The organism is Leptolyngbya sp. 7M, assembly GCF_018128485.1.
On record NZ_CP070897.1, the window covers coordinates 6,406,175 to 6,421,645 of the forward strand.

General features: G+C 53.0%; 17 protein-coding genes and 2 pseudogenes. 6 read left to right on the top strand and 13 right to left on the bottom strand.

Annotated features, from left to right (window positions below):
- Positions 1 to 2 precede the first annotated feature (2 nt).
- The 4 genes from radC to JVX88_RS34305 form a co-directional block, all read right to left on the bottom strand.
- On the bottom strand, positions 3 to 734 hold the full coding sequence (gene radC, locus JVX88_RS34290) for a RadC family protein (RefSeq protein WP_211623282.1): 732 nt from the start codon (positions 732 to 734) through the stop codon (positions 3 to 5).
- A gap of 237 nt (positions 735 to 971) precedes the next feature.
- Positions 972 to 1,505 (bottom strand): hypothetical protein, encoded by a 534-nt coding sequence (locus tag JVX88_RS34295; protein ID WP_211623284.1) that lies wholly within the window; start codon positions 1,503 to 1,505, stop codon positions 972 to 974.
- Between the two features lie 137 nt (positions 1,506 to 1,642).
- Entirely contained in the window at positions 1,643 to 2,344 is a 702-nt protein-coding gene (locus JVX88_RS34300) for an ABC transporter ATP-binding protein (RefSeq protein WP_263975393.1), read from the bottom strand.
- Positions 2,253 to 3,659 (bottom strand): recombinase family protein, encoded by a 1,407-nt coding sequence (locus tag JVX88_RS34305; protein ID WP_211623286.1) that lies wholly within the window; start codon positions 3,657 to 3,659, stop codon positions 2,253 to 2,255. The genes JVX88_RS34300 and JVX88_RS34305 overlap by 92 nt, the downstream gene beginning before the upstream one ends.
- Positions 3,660 to 3,850: 191 nt before the next feature.
- On the opposite strand from JVX88_RS34305, the gene larB reads away from it, so the two are divergent.
- The 3 genes and pseudogenes from larB to JVX88_RS34320 form a co-directional block, all read left to right on the top strand.
- Positions 3,851 to 4,678 carry a nickel pincer cofactor biosynthesis protein LarB gene (gene larB / locus JVX88_RS34310; RefSeq protein ID WP_211623289.1) on the top strand — a complete coding sequence of 276 codons (828 nt, stop codon included), beginning with the start codon at positions 3,851 to 3,853 and terminating at the stop codon, positions 4,676 to 4,678.
- A 351-nt stretch (positions 4,679 to 5,029) separates the two neighbouring features.
- A complete protein-coding gene (locus JVX88_RS34315; RefSeq protein ID WP_035997326.1) occupies positions 5,030 to 5,488 on the top strand; it encodes a hypothetical protein in 459 nt (152 codons plus the stop codon).
- A gap of 103 nt (positions 5,489 to 5,591) precedes the next feature.
- Positions 5,592 to 5,840: pseudogene (locus tag JVX88_RS34320) on the top strand (tRNA-guanine transglycosylase); the annotation flags it as partial.
- Here the strand turns inward: JVX88_RS34320 and JVX88_RS34325 are convergent.
- Both JVX88_RS34325 and JVX88_RS34330 read right to left on the bottom strand, forming a co-directional pair.
- Positions 5,780 to 6,460, bottom strand: coding sequence for a DUF4126 domain-containing protein (locus tag JVX88_RS34325; RefSeq protein ID WP_225931280.1), 681 nt, complete (start codon positions 6,458 to 6,460; stop codon positions 5,780 to 5,782). The pseudogene JVX88_RS34320 and the gene JVX88_RS34325 sit on opposite strands and share 61 nt — an antisense overlap.
- Positions 6,461 to 6,716: 256 nt before the next feature.
- Positions 6,717 to 7,184, bottom strand: coding sequence for an SDR family oxidoreductase (locus JVX88_RS34330; protein ID WP_211623291.1), 468 nt, complete (start codon positions 7,182 to 7,184; stop codon positions 6,717 to 6,719).
- A 610-nt stretch (positions 7,185 to 7,794) separates the two neighbouring features.
- On the opposite strand from JVX88_RS34330, the gene JVX88_RS34335 reads away from it, so the two are divergent.
- From JVX88_RS34335 to JVX88_RS34345, 3 genes are all read left to right on the top strand, one after another.
- The gene (locus JVX88_RS34335; protein ID WP_211623293.1) at positions 7,795 to 8,328 is read left to right on the top strand and encodes an SAM-dependent methyltransferase; all 534 of its coding nucleotides are present in this window, start codon (positions 7,795 to 7,797) and stop codon (positions 8,326 to 8,328) included.
- The gene (locus JVX88_RS34340) at positions 8,238 to 8,738 is read left to right on the top strand and encodes a tetratricopeptide repeat protein (RefSeq protein WP_225931281.1); all 501 of its coding nucleotides are present in this window, start codon (positions 8,238 to 8,240) and stop codon (positions 8,736 to 8,738) included. The genes JVX88_RS34335 and JVX88_RS34340 overlap by 91 nt, the downstream gene beginning before the upstream one ends.
- A 219-nt stretch (positions 8,739 to 8,957) precedes the next feature.
- Positions 8,958 to 9,290 carry a YMGG-like glycine zipper-containing protein gene (locus JVX88_RS34345; protein WP_211623297.1) on the top strand — a complete coding sequence of 111 codons (333 nt, stop codon included), beginning with the start codon at positions 8,958 to 8,960 and terminating at the stop codon, positions 9,288 to 9,290.
- Between the two features lie 85 nt (positions 9,291 to 9,375).
- Here the strand turns inward: JVX88_RS34345 and JVX88_RS34350 are convergent, their stop codons facing one another.
- From JVX88_RS34350 to JVX88_RS34380, 7 genes and pseudogenes are all read right to left on the bottom strand, one after another.
- On the bottom strand, positions 9,376 to 9,918 hold the full coding sequence (locus JVX88_RS34350; protein ID WP_211623299.1) for a glyceraldehyde 3-phosphate dehydrogenase NAD-binding domain-containing protein: 543 nt from the start codon (positions 9,916 to 9,918) through the stop codon (positions 9,376 to 9,378).
- A 387-nt stretch (positions 9,919 to 10,305) separates the two neighbouring features.
- Entirely contained in the window at positions 10,306 to 11,157 is an 852-nt protein-coding gene (locus JVX88_RS34355) for a hypothetical protein (protein ID WP_211623301.1), read from the bottom strand.
- A 639-nt stretch (positions 11,158 to 11,796) separates the two neighbouring features.
- Positions 11,797 to 11,952, bottom strand: a pseudogene (locus JVX88_RS34360) (ATP-binding cassette domain-containing protein); the annotation flags it as partial.
- A 745-nt stretch (positions 11,953 to 12,697) separates the two neighbouring features.
- Positions 12,698 to 13,015, bottom strand: coding sequence for a transketolase C-terminal domain-containing protein (locus JVX88_RS34365; RefSeq protein WP_317134548.1), 318 nt, complete (start codon positions 13,013 to 13,015; stop codon positions 12,698 to 12,700).
- Positions 12,975 to 14,189 carry a LamG domain-containing protein gene (locus tag JVX88_RS34370; protein ID WP_211623305.1) on the bottom strand — a complete coding sequence of 405 codons (1,215 nt, stop codon included), beginning with the start codon at positions 14,187 to 14,189 and terminating at the stop codon, positions 12,975 to 12,977. The genes JVX88_RS34365 and JVX88_RS34370 overlap by 41 nt, the downstream gene beginning before the upstream one ends.
- Positions 14,177 to 14,749: an orange carotenoid protein N-terminal domain-containing protein gene (locus JVX88_RS34375; protein WP_211623307.1), complete on the bottom strand. Its 573-nt coding sequence runs from the start codon at positions 14,747 to 14,749 to the stop codon at positions 14,177 to 14,179. Before JVX88_RS34375 ends, JVX88_RS34370 begins: the two co-directional genes overlap by 13 nt.
- Before the next feature lie 464 nt (positions 14,750 to 15,213).
- A complete protein-coding gene (locus tag JVX88_RS34380; protein ID WP_211623310.1) occupies positions 15,214 to 15,387 on the bottom strand; it encodes a hypothetical protein in 174 nt (57 codons plus the stop codon).
- Positions 15,388 to 15,471 lie beyond the last annotated feature (84 nt).

The following is a 15,471-nucleotide window of genomic DNA, read 5'->3' on the forward strand; positions in this document are numbered from 1 at the left end:
AATCAATCTCCTTGCGGGTAGTCCTGCCAGAGGGTTGTGGTTTGCCGCAGGCTAGTATAGTTGCCATCGCCCAAAATCAGGTGATCCAGCAGCGGAATGCCCAATAGCTGTCCGCCCTGAAGGAGTTGGCGCGTTAGGGCAATATCCTCGGGACTGGGGTCTACATTGCCAGAGGGATGATTGTGAGCTACCACCGCCCGCACTCCGCCTTGGCGAATGATCTCCCGAAAAATCTCGCGTGGATGGGCCAATGTTTCGGTGGCGGTGCCAATGCTGATAATCCGAGTACCCAACAATCGATGCTTTACATCCAGCAGCAAGATGGCGAATCGTTCCTGCGCCTGCCACATTAGATCGGCACTCAGTACGGCTGCGGCCACTGCGGGGTCGTCAATCACCGTCTTCTCAGTCGGAGCTGCGGCCAACACCCGCTTGCCCAACTCAATCGCTGCCAAAATCGTCGTCGCCTTAGCCGGACCAACGCCCGGAATTTGGGTCAACTCATGCACACTGACTTCCCGCAGCGCTGTTAATGGGTCTCGCTTATGTTCACCCAGCTTTTGCAGAATGTACTGCCCCAGCCCCACGGCAGACAGTTTGCCCGCGCCCTGTCCTGTCCCCAACAGAATCGCCAGCAGTTCTGCGGTGGCTAAACTTTTGGCTCCATGCGCCATCAGGCGTTCACGCGGCCGTTCAGTACTGGGTAGATCGGCAATTCGCAGGCTGTAGGTCATAGCAGGGCTGCCCAGATCAGGCGCAGTCAACTGTTTTCAGTAATCCCAGAACGGCTGGCAAATAACAACATCAAAACGGTTGAACCACTCTCTCGGTTCGTCTCTCAGCTCTCGGTCAGTGATACACTCGTCTAGACCAATCATTACAACCAAATCTGTAGTCGGGTACAGGCCACAGAGTTGATGCCGTATTTATGCAATTAGAGTTTGTCCCAGTTGAAGAGTTTTATTTTGCCCTCACCTTGGCTGTGAGGACGCTTGAAGAATTCGGCAGCCCAGAGTTAGTAGAGCAGGTGCGCTCCCGGTTGCAGGACAAGTTTGGTCAACCCTCCACAGTGGCCGCTGCTTCTGAAACGGGAAAGGGAAGGCGAAGACCGCAGTTATTACTATCACCGCTAGCAGGAAGAGTCCGGCCAAATTCCATCCGATAAGCAGCGGCTTATTCACACCTTCTTTACCAAACGCTAGCAGATATGCTATCGGCGCCGTAATCCCGGTCGCAATATCAAAATTCCAGCCTTCGAAGGTCATCTCACGAGGGATGCCGCCTTCATAATAAAGTGAATGGAGCACGAACTCGACTGGTATCCGGATAACGTGAATAAGCGTAAGTATTGTCAGCGGAAGCCGGGCAACTGTCTCACGATCAAAGGAAAGAAACGCGATAACAAAAAGGAATGCCGGAAGCGGGCCAAAGATCAAAAGGCGCGGCGGCAGAGAAGCGAAGTGATGATGAAATCCGCCCATTGCCAAAACAGTGTGAAAAAGCATCCACGCCGGAACGATCGCGATCAGGAGCTTACCGCCGAGCGTATCTGAGGCTCATCGCCTTACCGCAAAAAGAAAAATGCCGACCGTAAGGAAAGAGGTCAGCATAAAAATAATGTTCGTTACCGGCGAGAATTCGTTCATCTGATCCGCTCGTCTTTTTCGATCTGCCCGTCTTTGATGGTAATAACGCGATGTGCCCGCTCAGCCACTTCGTGTTCGTGGGTAACAATGATTATCGTATTTCCCTCGGCGTGCAGCTTTTCGAACAGAGCCATTATCTCCAAACTTGTTTTGGAATCAAGTGCTCCGGTCGGCTCATCCGCGAGCAAAATTGAGGGGTGATTCACTAGAGCACGAGCAATGGCAACACGCTGACGCTGTCCGCCGGAAAGCTCGTTCGGCTTATGCATAACGCGATCGCCGAGTTCAACGGAAGCAAGGGCAGCCTGCGCTTTTTCATGCCGTTCCGAGGCGCGCATGCCAGCATATATAAGCGGAAGTTCTACATTGTGCAAGGCAGTGGCCCGGGCAAGGAGGTTGAAGGTCTGAAAAACAAAGCCGACCTCCTTATTTCGAATACGAGCGAGCTCGTCGTCGCTCATATCAGAGACCAATTGGCCATTTATCCAATATTGTCCCTTTGTCGGCGAATCAAGACATCCGATCAGATTCATCAAAGTTGATTTACCGGAACCTGAAGGGCCGATTATTGCAAGATATTCGCCTTTATCGACCCGAAACGATACATCACGAAGAGCATGCAGCTCCTCCCTGCTCGCGGGGCGACAGTTGGGACCAGACGCCGTCAAACTCGTTGAGTGCTCGCCTGGCCTCCTCACGGTTGATGGCCTTGGCCCCGAGTACGCCGAGCCGGGTCTCGATCTCCGCGAGGCGGCTCCGAGCGCCGCTGACCTGCTCGTGTGCGCTGGCCAGCCGGGCGGTGGAAGCGGCGCTCCCGCTCTTGTCCGCGACGAGTTCCCGAAGCTCCTTCTCCATACGGCCAAGCGAGGCGTGGATGGACGCCCGCTCCGTGTTGAGCGCTGCGCGTTCATTCTCTGTGTTGACTTGGGCCTCGGCCAAGATGCGGTCCAGCAACGCTCGGTCGTTGCCGAGCGTGCGGATTTCATCGACGACGAGCTTCTCGATCTCCAGCCCCGGCAGCGACGACGCCTCGCAGGTGTGCGCCCCGTTCTTGATGGCCTCCAAGCACCGGTAGTAGCGGTACTGCTTGTTCCCTTTGCCATAGAACGTGTGGATCATCGCGCAGTCGCACTTCTTGCACCGGATCAGCCCGCGCAGGAGGGCCCCGTACTTGTTGCGCATCTCGATGCCACCAGTCCGGCCGTTCTCTAGGAGCTGCTGTCGCACCCGCTGGAACAAGGCAGAGTCGACGATCGCCTCGTGCTCCCCGTCGTAGGTGTTGCCCCGGTGGACGATCTTGCCCGTCAGGAGCGGATTGGTCAGAAGAACGTGGAGGGTGCCCGTGTTGAAGGGCTGGCCGCCGACGCTTTCTCCCTTCTTGGTCACCCGGCGCTTGTTCTTCCATTCCCGGTGCCGCAACTCGGTCACCGTCCGCTGGAGCGAGCCCTTGTCGAGGTACATCTGGAAGATCGCGCGGACCTTGGCCGCCTCGCGCGGGTTGACCACCAGGCGGGGGCTGCTGCCGGACCGATCGACGTCGTAGCCCAGGATGGGCACGCCGCCCGCCCACTTGCCCCGGCGTTTCTGTGCGGCGATCTTGTCGCGGATGCGCTCGCCCGCAACCTCGCGCTCGAACTGGGCGAAAGAGAGGAGCATGTTCAGCGTCAGCCGGCCCATCGACGTCGTGGTGTTGAACTGCTGGGTCACGGAGACAAACGAGACGTTGTGCTCGTCGAAGGTCTGCATGAGCCGGGCGAAGTCGGCCAGTGATCGCGAGAGGCGGTCGACCTTGTAGACCACGACGACGTCGACGCGGCCCTTGCTGAGGGCATGGCTCGGATCAAAGCCAGTAACTGCCTCAAATTCACCTTTTTCAACCGCATCGCCTTTGAAGTCTGCTGCAATCCGGTCATTAGCGCTATTCAAGGTTTCAGCCTCGCTCGATACAGCAGCATGCAGCTTTTGTTCAGCTTCTAACAAGGCTTCTGAAGAAACGCTTTCGTAAGTTGCCATATGGTTCTTCTCTGATTTTCAAATGTAATGGTGGACAGAACCGATTTTGGCAATCTCCGCCCAAGAACAGCATTACCCGCTTGGGTACTTTTGGTCAGACTACTTGACCAGCGACTTGACTAGCGACTTGACCAGCTTTTTGGTCATATCTACCCCAGGCATACACAATAGAGTTTAGGAGTTTTCCGTTTATGTCGCTGCGGCGGCAGTTTGCTTACCGTTCATTCTTCTTTTTTGCCGTGTCTCAATCCGATTTCTCTGACCCTAGGTCAGCCGCCCTACGCCATCTCCTCGACGCTGTTGCCCTAGGCGAAGTCAGCCCAGAAACCGCCTTTGATAAACTGAAGCATTTTGACTATGAGCCAGTCGCCGATTTTGCCAAGGTTGATCACCACCGTGCCCTGCGGACTGGATTCCCAGAGGTGATTTGGGGGCAGGACAAAACCCCCGAACAGATTGTGCAGATTTTCCAGGTGCTGCGGCAACACAACCCGGTTGTGATGGCGACACGGATCGATCCTTCGGTGTATGCCCAGTTGCGCTACCGAATTCCCGAATTGCAGTATTACGAACTGGCGCGAATTTGCGCGATTGTACCTCCCAACTGGCAGCCTTGCTACCCAGGTACCGTCACCTTACTTTCAGCCGGAACGGCAGATTTACCCGTGGCCGAAGAGGCCGCCGTCACCGCAGAACTATCCGGCTTTGCAACCAAACGGCTTTGGGATGTAGGCGTCGCCGGGATTCATCGGCTGCTGAACAATCGTCAGTTGATTGCCGACGCCGATGTGCTGATTGTGGTGGCGGGTATGGAGGGAGCGCTACCCAGTGTGGTGGCGGGTTTGGCTGGCTGTCCGGTGATCGCCGTTCCGACCAGCATTGGCTATGGCGCTAGCTTTGGGGGCTTGGCTCCGCTGCTGACGATGCTAAACTCCTGTGCGGCTGGCGTTGGAGTCGTGAATATTGACAACGGCTTTGGTGCGGCTGTTCTAGCTGGACAAATCCAGGGCAAGGCGTAAGACCCAAATAGGTGGCCTGACTGGGTGAAAAGCATACCACCTGGTCGCTCTAAAAGGTTCAGCACTCTGGCTGAATTTACAGAATCAAGTTGCGGCAATAATTGGAAATAAGCCAATGAATTGCCTATCCTTGAAGAACCGCTGGGATAGCTATTCAGGCCAACCCCTTACAGCAGGCTACTTACAGTAAGCAACCTAGAATAGCCAACTAGAGCATAAATAAAGTTCCGTGAATTCTATCAAGAGGTTCAGGGGATTTCTAGGATAAGCTGGTCTTGTGAGTTTAAGTTATGAACATCTCGTTGGCTGATAGGTCAACCTAGTGTCTGCGTTTCGACCAAGGCATTTTCTATGAGCTACGATCACCTTTCTGGAAATACGAAGCTGCCAGCCCCCTGCATTGTTGACACGGGCATCATTGTGAACAAGCAGGATATGCAGCGGCTTTTAGTCGATCTCAATCGGGTTCGCTACTGCTACAGCCAAGATGGACAGCTTTTGGTCGAAGACGAGGGCTATGTGCTGGAAGTGTTCTCAGACCCGCAGCGCTCTACCCTAGTGGCCAACCACACGCTCTACATCAATGTGTGCAGTTTCGACTATTTAGAGCTGAAGCGGTCGCCTGACCAGCAGCCCTGGTTTGACCTGATTCAAGAAAATCAGCACTTGCGGTTGATGCCGCTGTCTAACCCACTGCAAGAACAGAAAAACCGCAGCCTCAACGCGGCTGCCCTAGAAGCTGTCGTAGCTGAGGTGCTATCGGCTAGCTGGGATGTCCGTATTGATGATGACGATAGCTTTTCGTTTTGAGCGAGCGCTAAAGACTTTACAGGCTGTATCGCCTAACCTAGTCCAAGACGGGCCGTAGCTTGCTACGCTAGGTCAGTACTGTACTCGGATGCGATAGTCCAGCGTGAATTTTTCGTTTCAATCTCAGGCGAACTGCCAGCAAACTCAAGCCCGTGCCGGAATATTTTCAACGCCTCACGGTGTGGTCGAAACCCCCCGCTTCATGCCGGTGGGCACCTTAGCCAATGTGAAAACCCTGACGCCCGATCAGTTGCAAGCTACTGGGGCACAGATGATTTTGGCAAATACCTATCACCTGCATCTGCAGCCAGGAGAAAGCATTGTGCAGCAGGCGGGTGGATTGCATCGGTTCATGCATTGGCAGGGGCCGGGAGCATTAGCCAAAGATGGGTTTTGGACCAGAAACTTGCGAATTCTCCGTGCCGCTAGTAGCAATCCCACAATCACCAAGATACCTGCCAGCAAAGGTACTGTAATGGCCAATACAGCAATCGTAATCGCCAGCACTAACTCAATTGTGGCGACAACGGGATTGGTCAGCCCCGCTGAAATAGCTAGAGAAATGGCACGAACAATATTTGTCATGCCTTTGGTCAATCCTGCGGTTCCTCCGCCTGCAATCACCGCGATTGTCCATTGCAACAAGGGGTTTGTGTCGGGGAGAATCGAAGCTGTGATCAAGGTACCCGCTACGATTGCGGCTGGCGTTAGGATAATATCCAAAAAGTGGTCAACAAAGGGAATATAGTAGCCCGCAATCTCTGCTGCGCTGGCGATCGCAAATACAAGCAAGGCTTGATTGGTCTCAATCCAGTCAAAATCTGGAGGCAAATCAATATGGCCAATCACAGCCGCGACGCTCATCACTAGAAGCGGGATAAAGACCCGGAAGCCAGAAGCCGCGCTTAAGCTGATTCCGAGCAGCAAATCGAGCAGGATTTCCCAATCGAGGTTAGAGAAGATAGAAGTCACGCTATCCAAGAGCACCTCCTGAAAGTTGAATGTAATATCCAATATGGATTACAGGGAATCCAAGGAAGCTGTAGGAACTACTTAAAGAGTACAGGATTGTGGAAATTAAGCAATATCTCAATATACAGTCGAGATGAAAAATAATGCGGCTGCTTTAATAGTGCTGAAATACTGACATTTAAGACAGTTTTTCAAACCTGGTGGGTCAGTTCTGTCAGGTTCTGCCCTGATGATTAGGCTGATGATTAGGCGGTAGTTACCACGGCAACACCTCACCATTCGCGTGCCAAAACGTGCCTGTATTCTCTAGCGACAATTCATCAATTCGAGCCAATAATCCCTTTACCGATGCTTCTGGTGTAATGCCGCCTGTTGTAAAGTTGGTCATGCGGGTCTGCACTAAACCAGGATGCAGAATCGCCACCGCAATCCCACGCGGTTGCAGGTCGTGCGCCAACGATTTTCCTGCCATCGACAAGGCCACCTTGGACATGCGGTAGCCATAGGAACTGCCAGAGGTGTTGTCTCCAATCGACCCCATGCGACTGGTCATCAACACAAGCTTGGAGCCAGGTTGAAGATTGGGTATCGTGTACTGATGCTCGGTTTCTAGCGCGTGAGCAATGGCTCTGGCATCGTTGACGGCAGTTTGCAGCGGGCTGATGCCATTTTGGTAGCTGCTAATACCAATTACCACCGCGTAACTAGTTTGAAACGAGGGCATGACGTTCTCCAACAGGGGCAAGGGCTGGGGGCTGGGTTAGGAGGAACTACAGCGATAGTTTCAGGAATCCCAAAAACTGCGGTGGAATTAAAATCGAATTTGTCAAATTTAAAGAATTTACAGGGAAGCTTGCGTTGAATTACGGTCAATCTGGTTTGGGAGACGTTGTAACACTCATTCAGTAGTACGTTTCGGGCATATTACGTTTACCCGATTGCCCGCGCCATAATTTCGCATAGATATTTCGCATAGATTCCGTCAAGGGCGATTAGTTCTGAGTGGGTGCCCTGCTCAACAATCTGACCTTGATCCATCACATAAACACAATCAACTGTGGCGAATCGTGGAGAGCCGATGGGCGATTGCAATCGTGGTTCGATTTTGGGTAATCATCTGGAGGGATTCGGTACAAAAATCCCACTGCTGCCTGACAGTGCTTCCTTCATCCCAGCGCAATTCTGATCAGTCCACTGCTGCCAATTTGTGCTACAAACCAAGGAGACCCACTTGCTCCATCGCTACGTCTGCTCCACAGCATGGCAAGATCAACCAAGTCTGAAAAAGTTTCTGAGGCAATATTTGCCGGAGCAAGTAGACGATTGGTATAACTATGGCCACCCAACCCCTCGCAACCGACAGCAACCCCGCACTCTGCCAGCTCATTGCCCAACAGATCGCCGCCAGTCCTGAGCAGCGCATCACCTTTGCCGAATTTATGGAGCTAGCGCTCTACCAGCCGCAGTATGGCTATTACGCCACCAATCGCGGCCAAGCGGGCATTCAGCGCGACTTTTTTACCTCGCCCCACCTCGGCTCCGACTTTGGCGAACTGCTGGCCGAACAATTTGCTGACCTGTGGCACCAGCTTGACTGCCCGAATCCCTTTATCCTGGTTGAAATGGGAGCCGGACAGGGATTGCTGGTTCAGGATATCGTCCGCTATTTGCATCGCCATCAGTTTGAATGCTTTGCGGCTCTGGAATATTGGATGATTGAGAAATCGCCGGCTTTGATTGCAGCCCAGCAGCAGCGGTTGCGGTCTTTGATCGACTCTTGGGGCAATTCAATGAAGCCGCCGAAGCATTTCGTCAGGCACTGCGGCTGGATGAAAACGCTCCGGATACCCAATATTCCTATGGCTTGACACTTAACAAGCTTGGACGGCACGACGAAGAGATCCTCGCATACAAGCGTGCGATCGGCCTCAAACCTGACCACGCAAATGCTCTCGAAAAACTTGGCCAGGCCTATTTCCGTCAGAAGAGATGGGCAGAGGCCGCCAACGCGTTTGAAGGATTGCGAACCTACCGACCTGACGCGAAAACCTACAATGCGCTCGGCGAATGTTACCTTGAACTTGACCGCCCCGAAGATGCGCTCCTTGCCTTCAACAATGCTCTCGGTTACGATCCTAACCTAGATCAGGCAAGATTCAATTTGGGACGTGCTTACCTTCGCTCCGGCAACAAGGAAATGGCGCAGGTGCAGTACGAGATACTGAGAAACTCGCGGTCCGATTGGGCCGATCGGCTCTTGGTGTTGCTAAATCAGTAGATTCATAAACCAATCTTCTTTTATCATATTCTCCTATTCCTGGTTTCATACGATTTCGTATCTTCGGCGCGTATTTAGTCGGGAAAACGCCATCTCGACAGCCGCCATGTCTGTGTAAATCATTGAATACATTATATTTCCCTGCTCTGGCACGAGCATTGCTCCTGAATATAGCGAAGGCGGAACAAGCCTAATTGAAAAGAAAAAGGGGGAATCGAAATGATCAAGAGATATTTTTCAGCATTTTTGATGGTTGCAATGATGGCGGTAATGGTGCCTCTATTTGCCACGACCGCCGAGGCGCAGCGTGATTGTTATCGCGACCGTAACGGACGGCTGATATGCAAGGATGACGGTAACGTTTATGACAGGCATCGCAACCTGATAAACATCGGTATCGGAGCCGGTGCCGGAGCGATCATCGGTGCGATCGCGGGCGGTGGTAAAGGTGCCGCTATCGGCGCGGCAGCCGGCGCGGGGGGCGGAGCACTTTATACTTACGTTTTCAATCCAAAGACGAAAAAGTATGAACGTCGCTACTATCGAAGGTAATTTCTAAAGAATGATCCGGGGAAGGTGAAGGCCGTGGTCAGCTGAGATGCTGGCCGCGGCTTTTTTCGTTAACGAAAGAGACTCTTCATTTTACGAAGTTCGGCTTCGAGGGCGTCTTCGGCCTTGGTTTCCGCCGCATTCTGAGGCAGTTGGTGGTGCAGCTGGCGTTGCTTACGACGGTGTGCTTTGCGGGGTCGTACGTCTCGTGGTTGACGCCCAGGCAGAGCGTGGGAACCTGAGCCGGCTCGCTCTTGGTGGGGGCGGAGATGACGACGCGTCTGGCGCCGCCGCCCGAGATGTGAAGATTGGCCTTCTCGAAGTCGGTAAAGAGTCCTGTGGACTCCAGGACGTACTGGACGCCCAGATCCTTCCATGGCAGCTTGGCGGGGTCCTTCTCGGCCATGGTCCTGGTGACCCGGCCGTCGATCGTGAAGCTGTTCTCGGTGGCTGAGACGGTCTTTGCCTTGATCCGGCCGTGCATCGTGTCGTACTTGAGGAGATAGGCGAGGTTGTCGGCGGGGACCAGGTCATTGACGGCGACGATCTCCAGCGACGGGTGCTCCATGGCGATGCGGCAGAAGAGCCGACCGATGCGCCCGAAGCCGTTGATCCCGACACGAATGGCCATGGTGAGTCCTTTGCATGCCGTCCGGTCTTTGGACGGTCCGTGGTGCTGAGGAAGAAGTCAGCCGCACCATATGGGGACAGGTCGGTCGCTTTCCACCGTGGTGGGCGCGTGGGGCCTGGAGGTCTACGTGGAGGGGTGGGTGGCGGTGGGACATCTGCAATTGACAGGAACATATCTTGAATGCTGACGGGGTGTTGCGAAATGCTGAAAGGGGGAAATGCCCCGTAGCAACAGGTTCTCCACATGGGTTCTTGTGGTGGACCTGGACGCTCAGGACGACGTCCACCGCGTCAGGACGGACGCAGATCGAGAGACCCGGTCGGAGGGCCATGGAGCGGCCGCACGGTGCAGATGGACGCGCCGGCTCCGACGGGCATGTTCCGCGAGTCATGGAGGACGGCGGAGCGCTTCTCGTGGGTCCTGGTACTCCTTGCGGCTGATCGGCTTCTTCCCGGGGCCGATCAGCGCTTGCGGAGGCCGGTTCGTTGTCTGGTCCTCGGTCGCGCACGACCGGACGGGCGCGTCGCCAGGGGCGCGCATCGCCTGGGCCCCAGGCGCGGAGCACGCATGTTCTGGTGTCGACTCGATGAGCGATTCGGTGGCGTGGGCCGGTCGGCCGGTGCGCGCGATCCCGGGCGTGTGCCGGGCCGATCCGCGCAGCGTCAGGCATCGACGGATGAGTCCGCCCACGCACCGGGACGACGACAAGCTATGCACTTTGATTTTGATTTTGTCAAAGACAATAAACCCAAATTTGCGGTCATCGACCCGCGTTACCAACTCGGCTTCCAGCGTTTCCACCCGCGTGCTGTTGATATAAAACTCGACGCTATCTTGATTACGGCGAAGTTCTAGAATGTTGATCGCGTTGGGATACTGAATGGTGTGACTGCGTTTCCAGACCACCAAGTCTTTGAAAATGCCGTTTTCGCACTTAGCAATGCGGTAGTGGCCGTTGTCGGCAATCACGAACTTAAAGAAATTGTGCGTGTCTACCAATCCCCAGACAAAGCCAAAGCCGTGGTTTGCTCCTGTCACCTTCTCTAGCACGACATGAATACGAAAATCGGGTTTGTTGTAAAAAAAATCGGCTGAATTCCAGGCCACCCACCAGCTATTGCCACTGCGCTTGTGTTCAAAGACATAATGATTGGTTTCTACGCCCAGCTTGCATTCGTCAGAGCTGCGCGAACTCCAATTGTGCTGATTGTCCTGAAAATATTCCTCGAAAATCAACATAGTGTTTGCTATGGCGTTTGCGGTGAATTAGGTTAGTGGACTGTCGCTAAGCAATTAAGTAACTCAACCGAATGATTTGTTCAGATCCTTTAGGGACTAGTGCCTGATTGGCAGCAGGCGAAATGCCCGCACTCTATACGATCTGCTAATTCGATTGGTTTACTATCTGATATCTCCCACGAGCTGGGTACCTATGCAGATTGGAGATCTCTTTAGGACTTTCACTAACTGATGAAGACGGTGAAACCGATTACTACCAAACAAACACTCGAGCCATTCCATCAACAGGCTGAATTTGACACTGAGGTCGCAGATTTACAGCCTTTTCCAGGCTAGTGAAGTACAAAAATTGGGGTGCAGGGGCACAGCCCCTGCACCCCCTATACCTTACGTGGGTGAAAAACGCTGTAGACATTGATTTAGACATTATTGGGACATTTTAGATGTCTAATCAACAACGTTGTTGGATTGAAATAGAACGCTTTTACAACATTACTGAAAATTACCATAGCTTAACAAGATGTAACGGCAGCAATAATAAAACCTTAATAAGACATTAAAATCTACGAACTCCTGCCAGCCATAACTTCCAATTAACGATAAGGGTAAAGAATTTAAGCATCATTCCCTGCCATTCCCCGTGCAGAGCGTCTGCATGATCCGCATTGTGGTGGTTTTCCCAGCACCGTTAGGACCGAGAAAGCCAAGAATTTCTCCTTTTTCAACAGAAAAGGTGACATCTTGAATCGCGGGTGTAGAGCCGTAAACTTTGCTCAGATGTTCAACTTCAATCATGGTAGGGGATGGGGGGCAGAGACTATACCGAGTCCGAGAGATTAGCTGCGTGACTCAGCCGGTTGATTGCGTAGTCTGTGTGGGCCTGTTTCGTGAGTTTGTTTCGTTGCCGTTATACTCGAACTTTGACGATTTTGCCATCAAAAGTTCCAAGCAAAAGTTCCAAGGGCAAATTGTAGCTAAAAGTAATCGAATTGTCGCTTAAGTAATCCAAAGCAGCTCGGCAGTATAAACTACGACCTGTTCAAATGATTTAATGTTCTTAAGTGATTTGATTGGTTGTTTTGCAGATGCTGTTAAATCTGTCCGACCTATCGAGTGCAGCTTCCTGCTGCCAAGGTAGCTTAACCGAGTATTTGTATGGCGAAGTAAATGTTAAAGATATTTTGGCGAATTTAGCTAAACAGAGCGAACAAATAATGTCGAATGAATCTAATCAGTTAGGATGTGTTAATTGAAAATGAATGCTATGGCAGACGAATTCAGCTCATAGAATTAAAAAAAATTGGGTCATTGGAGGGCAGACGCCTCGCTTGCCACAGACAGGATACTGTCCTGTGAATCATCAGACTATTTTCAGCTTTGATGAGCTAGATTTAACCAGCATCAAGTTGGTGAATCAAGTTTTATCAAATTGACTTTCAGACTCCCCTCAGTTCCCCCTCGGTACGGGAAGATAGCGCAGCCAAGGGGGTGGAGGTAGAGGCGGAAGGGGAGGTGCTAACCCCCAGCAATTGCTGCCACTTCAGTGGACCGGAGCAGGTTGCGGCTGCATCAGTTGACGGATGCGATCGGCAATTTGGGGTGGTGTCAGACCCAACTCGGCGAAGGATTCTTCCGGTTTAGCGTGATCCACCAACCGATCGGGCACACCCAAGCGCGTTACCGGAACCATGACTTCGTGGTCAAGCAGGGATTCGGCTACGGCAGAACCAAACCCGCCCATGAGGCAGCCTTCTTCCAGCGTGATCACCCGCTTCACCTGACGGGCAATCGGCACAATCAGTTCGGTGTCAATTGGTTTAGCAAACCGGGCATTGATCACCGTGGCTTCTGATAGCAAGGTTTTGAGCCTGAAGGTGGGCTGACGGTGACGCAGTAGGCAGCAGCGTGGCAGCCGCATAACGGCTCAGGGTTGGGGGAGACTGGGCAAGTTGACTGGTGGCGATTTGCACCCCCGAAGGTGCCCAGACTAGATAACCCTGCGAGAACTGTGACTGCACTTCAGCGATCGTTAAGGCTCGACTGTAGATCGCAACCCGATAATATTTCCCCAGCCAGGGGCTATTGCCCAAAATTTCATTGCCTAAACCAAGGCGGAAGGTCTGGTCGGAATTTTGGCCGCGATAAACCGGGAACAGACTATTCAAAAGCGTATTGCTGGCTCGCTCTTGCCCATCAATGTAAACCTTCATCAGCCCATTAGCTTGACGGGTAAACACGATATGGGACAGTCCTGCCTTGGCAGAGCCGGGATGCGTGGCGATCGGGGCTGTGCGGTCGAGGGGTGTGCCAGCGGCAGAACGGGTGCCATCCGAGTGGGTGGTGCTATCGGTGCGGAGTCGAACGCTAAATAAATCACCGCCCGATTGATTGTCCCTTCCGCCCTGGGCCAGGGTGAAATAGCGATTATTGGGGTCATTGGACAGGGTGACAATCGGCGCTAGCCTGATAGCCATGGTTTGATCTGCATCCAGCTCAAGCCACACTTCGATGGTCAGTTCTTGCGTAGACCTACAGGCATTGATCAGTTTGGTTGCCGGTCGGTTGGCGATGAGAATACTCGAACGTAGCAGCCTCAAGCCGTCCCCTTCCCATCGCCAAGGGGGTTCCTGGCCGCCAGAGCGTTCCATGAGGTCGAGGTCGAGTGGTTCACCCACACCAGACCGATCCATGACCCGCCTGCCAGAACCACCCTGAAATAGGTAAAGCACCTGGAGGTCTGCGGGCAACGCGCCCTCCTGAGGCAGATCCAGAATTGGAAGTCCGGTGTGGCGCAGCCGTTCTGTTTTAATCGCTTGGGCTGGTTCTGGTGGCTGGGAGCCAGAGTGGTTTGTTGGACGTGGGGGAACAGCCTGCCGGTAGCTGGCAATATTTTGCTTGAGCGCTGCCAAGCGGCTGAGGCGGGCAGGAGAGTCGGGTTGGGCAGCAATCACGCTTTGGAGGCGTTCGGCAGGAGGTTCAGCTACAGGATGTTGTAGGCGGAACCAGCTTTCTTGCAGGGCTAGGGGATCCAATCTGGCCCAACTGACTTAGGCGGCACAACGGGTTCTGCTACGGGAGTGTAGCCTCCCAACTTGCTGGGGTCATAGCCCATATCAACTACGGCATTGCGCAAAACCGTGATCTGCTGACCGGCATCCAACTCACGAATGGTTTGCAGAACGGCGGAAGCGTTAGCAGAAAGCTTATATCCTTCAGGAATGGGGGCAACAATGCCCTGCTCCATCCACTGCCCCAACTGATACCAGAAGCCCAGCTTGATGTTGGGGCTGAATGTACCGTAGGTACGGCACATTGGCGTATCAGCCCGGTTTGCAAGGTCACACATCACCTGGGTCTGCTCCAGTGCAGACAATTGACGAATTTGGTTCAACAGTCCCTCAGCAAGCACCATGCTGGCGGCTCCGGGAGCGGCAATTGTGATAGTTTTGCCCATTTCGGTGTAGGCAAACCAAATTAAGGCAAGCTGATCCTCAGCACTGAGCTGGTTAAATCTGGCGACTGTAGCAGGAACGGCATCCGCAGCAAGGGTGCCAGGAAAAATACCACGAGCTGATTCAATCGTGAATGGCATAGGACTGATCTACCTCGTCAGATTCAGTAAACAAATTGGCAATCAACAAGAGTCAACCCGGAAGGCCAAGCCAGAAACCTGGAGCCATCGGGCACTTGTCATAACTCTTCGTTACAAACTATAACAAATCTTATCAAAAAGAAACAAATTTTTACAAAAATCAGAAAGCCTTACCCGGTCTATAGTTTCACGTTTCCGATTGGCGTAACTCTATGGTTGGCTTGTCGAAATGCTGATTCACGTGATTGAGATGGTTATGTAGAGCACAGTCATCCCGCATCCAGCAGGCCGAACGTTTACCTGCATCACAGAATTAACCTGCATCACAGAATTAATCAAATACAGGCACATCACCCATTCATTGTTCAGACATTCGGCTGAAGCTCACGGCGAAGTCCATCCACCTTACTGCTACTGCCTACGGCAACGCTGCACGACGTGCAGAAGCCAGCTACTCCCATCCGCTAAATATTCAGCCGCTGATAAACCACATTCAAATTCTTCAGGTGCTGCTGCGAATCAAAGCATTCTTCGATTTCTGCCGGTGATAGCACAGCAGTAACTTTGGGATCTTGGGCAATCAAGCCGTGAAAATCTCCGTCGGGCTGATTCCAGGCTTGGTGAGCACAGGACTGCAAATCGCTGTTGATCTCGCCAGTTTTTAACCTTGTTCGCCTTAGCTTGGTTTTGCAATCGCGATTAGCCGCCAGCAGAACGTCGTC

Bases quoted from the DNA above. Each gene is read 5' to 3' on its own strand.
- radC (WP_211623282.1), bottom strand. From the start codon at position 734: ATGACCTACAGCCTGCGAATTGCCGATCTACCCAGTACTGAACGGCCG.
- JVX88_RS34295 (WP_211623284.1), bottom strand. From the start codon at position 1,505: ATGCTTTTTCACACTGTTTTGGCAATGGGCGGATTTCATCATCACTTC.
- JVX88_RS34305 (WP_211623286.1), bottom strand. From the start codon at position 3,659: ATGGCAACTTACGAAAGCGTTTCTTCAGAAGCCTTGTTAGAAGCTGAA.
- larB (WP_211623289.1), top strand. From the start codon at position 3,851: ATGTCGCTGCGGCGGCAGTTTGCTTACCGTTCATTCTTCTTTTTTGCC.
- JVX88_RS34315 (WP_035997326.1), top strand. From the start codon at position 5,030: ATGAGCTACGATCACCTTTCTGGAAATACGAAGCTGCCAGCCCCCTGC.
- JVX88_RS34330 (WP_211623291.1), bottom strand. From the start codon at position 7,184: ATGCCCTCGTTTCAAACTAGTTACGCGGTGGTAATTGGTATTAGCAGC.
- JVX88_RS34335 (WP_211623293.1), top strand. From the start codon at position 7,795: ATGGCCACCCAACCCCTCGCAACCGACAGCAACCCCGCACTCTGCCAG.
- JVX88_RS34345 (WP_211623297.1), top strand. From the start codon at position 8,958: ATGATCAAGAGATATTTTTCAGCATTTTTGATGGTTGCAATGATGGCG.
- JVX88_RS34350 (WP_211623299.1), bottom strand. From the start codon at position 9,918: ATGGCCATTCGTGTCGGGATCAACGGCTTCGGGCGCATCGGTCGGCTC.
- JVX88_RS34355 (WP_211623301.1), bottom strand. From the start codon at position 11,157: ATGTTGATTTTCGAGGAATATTTTCAGGACAATCAGCACAATTGGAGT.
- JVX88_RS34375 (WP_211623307.1), bottom strand. From the start codon at position 14,749: ATGCCATTCACGATTGAATCAGCTCGTGGTATTTTTCCTGGCACCCTT.